The sequence below is a fragment of the Sphingopyxis sp. UBA6723 genome, from assembly GCF_002454115.1.
GTDB lineage: Bacteria > Pseudomonadota > Alphaproteobacteria > Sphingomonadales > Sphingomonadaceae > Sphingopyxis.
The window spans coordinates 346,969-350,256 of sequence record NZ_DKIH01000006.1 but is presented as its reverse complement, the minus strand read 5'-3'; the positions used below and the strand labels follow the sequence as shown (position 1 = coordinate 350,256).

Here is a 3,288-nt window from a genome sequence, read left to right as displayed (position 1 = left end):
GGCCTTCGCCGGGATGACGGTTGGAGGAGGACGCGGTTAGGGGTGGTCAGGCGCTTACCCTGCTGCAATAGAAGCTCCATGACCTCCAAATTCCGCCTCGCCGACCGGGCCCACGATCTCTTCCCCATCCTCGGCTTCATCGCCGCGCTCGCCAGTCTCGCGATGCCGCTCAACGCGTGGATAGTGGCGATCATCCTGATGGGTGCCGTCGTCGCGGCGGTCCACCATGCCGAGGTGATAGCGCACCGCGTCGGCGAGCCTTTCGGCACCCTCATTCTCGCGCTCGCTGTCACCGTGATCGAGGTCGGGCTGATCCTCACGCTGATGCAGGCCGAACCCGAAAAGGCGCAGACGCTGGCGCGCGATACCGTGTTTGCGGCGGTGATGGTGATCGTGAACCTGATCCTCGGCCTCTGCCTCTTGAGCGGTGCGATCCGTCATCACGAGCAGCGTTTCCAGCGTACCGGAATGGGCGCCGCGCTGGCGACGCTGACGGTCCTGACGGTCGTGACGCTGGTGCTGCCCAATTTCACCTCGAGCGCGCCGGGATCCTATTATTCGGCAACCCAGCTTGGCTTCGTCGCTGGAGTTTCGCTGATTCTCTACGGCACCTTCGCGCTGGTCCAGACCGTTCGGCACCGCGACTATTTCCTGCCCGATGCCGATATCGATATCGACGGCGACGGCGTGCCCGACACCCATGCCGAACCGCCGACGCTTCAGCGCACCGCCATTTCGGGTGCGCTGCTGCTCGCCAGCCTGTTCGCGGTGGTGCTGCTCGCCAAGAATCTGTCGCCGGTGATGGGCGCGCTGCTTGCCGATTGGGGGGCGCCGCCCGCGGTGCTCGGTGTGCTGATCGCCGCGGTGATCCTCGCGCCCGAAGGGCTGGCGGCGGTGCGCGCGGCGAAGGCCGACCGGCTCCAGACCAGCCTCAACCTCGCGCTCGGCTCGGCGCTGGCGACGATCGGCCTCACCATTCCCGCCGTCGCGGTGCTGTCGATCCTGACCGAAATGCCCATCAGCCTCGGCCTCGATGCCAAGTCGACGGTGCTGTTGTTCCTGTCGTTGATCGTCGCGTCGCAGACGCTGGCGAATGGGCGCACCACCGTGCTGCAGGGGGTGATCCACCTGATGCTGTTCGCGATTTATTTGTTCACGACCTTCGTGCCTTGACCCTTGACGGGGGCCGCAGACGCGGTTCCGAAGAGGATCTCACGCAAAGGTGCAAAGGCGCAAAGAAGAAGAGATGATCCTCGCGCCGAAGGCGCAGTAGATTTCTCTGTTCTCTTCTTCGCGTCTTTGCGTGAAACAAAATGGCGCGACTTGGCCGTCGCGAACGGCGGCGCCTGAAAACTCAGGTCTTGCGAATGAACACCGTCCCCGCGCTATAGCCCGCACCAAATGAACAGATCAGCCCGGTGTCGCCCGCGACCATATCCGCATGATTCAGGTGAAAGGCGATGATCGACCCCGCGCTCGACGTGTTGCCATAGGTGTCGAGTACCGTCGGGCTTTCGTCGTCGCTCGCTTCATGCCCCAGCACGCGCTGCGCGATCAGCCGGTTCATGTTGGTGTTCGCCTGATGCAGCCACAGCCGTCGCATGTCGCTGCCCGTCAGCCCCAGCACATCCATTTGCTCGACGATCATGTTCGCGACCATCGGCACGACTTCCTTGAACACCTTGCGGCCTTCCTGGACGAACAATTTGTCGCTTTTCGGCCCGTCCTGATCGATCCGGCCATGGGCGCGGTTGAGGAAGCCGAAATTGTTGCGGATATTGTTCGAAAAGACGGTCTTCAGCTTGGTGCCCAGGATGTCCCAATGGCCCGCAGGCGCGATGTCCTTGTCCTCGACCAGGATCGCGGTCGCAACGTCGCCGAAAATGAAATGGCTGTCGCGGTCGCGCCAGTTCAGGTGGCCCGAACAGATTTCGGGGTTCACCACCAGCACGCTCTTCGCATGCCCCGCGCGGATATAGTCGGCGGCGGTCTGGATGCCAAAGGTCGCCGACGAGCAGGCGACATTCATGTCGAACCCGAAACCGTCGATGCTCAGCGCGTCCTGAATCTCGACCGCCATCGCGGGATAGGCGCGCTGCATGTTCGACGCCGCGCACAGCACCGCATCGACTTGCGCCGCATCGCGTCCGGCCCGCACCAGCGCATCCTTGGCTGCCGCGACACCGATTTCGGCCATCAACGACAGCTCGTCATTGCTGCGCTCGGGCAGGCGCGGCGCCATGTGCGTGGGATCAAGAATGCCCGTCTTGTCGACGACGAAGCGCGATCCGATGCCGCTCGCCTTTTCGATAAATTCGACACTGGACTCAGCCAGTTCGGCGATTTCACCAGCTGCGATCGCTGCCGCATTTTCCCTATTGTGCAACGCAACATACGCGTTAAAACTCGCAACAAGTTCTTCGTTGGCAATGCGTTCGGCGGGGGTGGAAAGGCCGGTTGCGGAAATGACCGGCTGCGGTGTGTGCGACATGATGGACCTGCAAGTGTCTTATGGTTTCAAGGCACGCTGATTAGGCCCGCTCGCGCCGCCGCGCAACGCCCCTCGACTGGCTGAACGATCGCCGACACCATGGTTAACCCGCCGCTAACTATTTTAGTGGCACATTGCAGAGTTGCAGGCCTCCGGGGGGATGGCTCCTCGGGCGCCGTGCAGGAGCACGACCATGGCGACGCGTTCGGGACCGGCAGCCGGTAATCTGTCGATTGCGGAAATCAAGGAATTTGCGGCCTTTCCGGCGGCGACGCAGCGGTACATCCGTCGCTCGCTCGACATCGGCTTGGAGCGCGAGGACGCGATCGCGCGCTGGTCGCGCGACATGGTCGAGGAAACCGCGATCCGCGTCCAGGCCCGCGTCTATCAACGGATCACCGACATCCGCGCCCATATCCCCGACGACAGCGGCCTCGATGCGCTCGAAGGTTTCATGGCGCCGCTGGTGGCGGTGTCGGCATTCGACCTGGGGCAGGACCGCCTGCCGGGCTTTGCCTCCTACCGTTTCCTCTACGAACGCCTGCTCGGCGCACACGCGCGGCCGTGGCTGCCCGGCGCCTTTTGCGCCGCGGCATCGCTACCGCATTTGCATCCCGACAAGCGGCGATTGCTGCTTCAGTCGATCAGCGAAGCCGCCGCGACCGCCCCCGGCTGGTCGGCGCGCGAACCGAGCTTTTACCCCGAGTGGGTCGAAAAGATCGACGAGACGAAGCCGGCGAATTGAAGGTTTGATTGGCTAGGGGGAGCAGTCACCCCCTTTCGTCATCCCGGGCTTG

The 3,288-nt window shown here is 63.4% G+C and carries 3 protein-coding genes; 2 read left to right on the top strand and 1 reads right to left on the bottom strand.

Annotated features, from left to right (window positions below; all coding sequences use genetic code 11):
• The first annotated feature begins 78 nt into the window (after positions 1–78).
• Positions 79–1,173 (top strand): calcium:proton antiporter, encoded by a 1,095-nt coding sequence (locus B4F07_RS05270; RefSeq protein ID WP_293702721.1) that lies wholly within the window; start codon positions 79–81, stop codon positions 1,171–1,173.
• A 181-nt stretch (positions 1,174–1,354) separates the two neighbouring features.
• On the opposite strand, the gene B4F07_RS05265 is transcribed toward B4F07_RS05270, so the two are convergent.
• The gene (locus B4F07_RS05265) at positions 1,355–2,491 is read right to left on the bottom strand and encodes a beta-ketoacyl-ACP synthase III (RefSeq protein WP_293702718.1); all 1,137 of its coding nucleotides are present in this window, start codon (positions 2,489–2,491) and stop codon (positions 1,355–1,357) included.
• A 193-nt stretch (positions 2,492–2,684) separates the two neighbouring features.
• On the opposite strand from B4F07_RS05265, the gene B4F07_RS05260 reads away from it, so the two are divergent.
• Positions 2,685–3,236, top strand: a complete 552-nt coding sequence (locus B4F07_RS05260) for a hypothetical protein (RefSeq protein WP_293702715.1) — start codon at positions 2,685–2,687, stop codon at positions 3,234–3,236.
• Positions 3,237–3,288: the final 52 nt, after the last annotated feature.

What these genes read in the sequence shown, in the direction of transcription:
- B4F07_RS05270 (WP_293702721.1), top strand. Translation starts at nt 79, where the DNA reads ATGACCTCCAAATTCCGCCTCGCCGACCGGGCCCACGATCTCTTCCCC.
- B4F07_RS05265 (WP_293702718.1), bottom strand. Translation starts at nt 2,491, where the DNA reads ATGTCGCACACACCGCAGCCGGTCATTTCCGCAACCGGCCTTTCCACC.
- B4F07_RS05260 (WP_293702715.1), top strand. Translation starts at nt 2,685, where the DNA reads ATGGCGACGCGTTCGGGACCGGCAGCCGGTAATCTGTCGATTGCGGAA.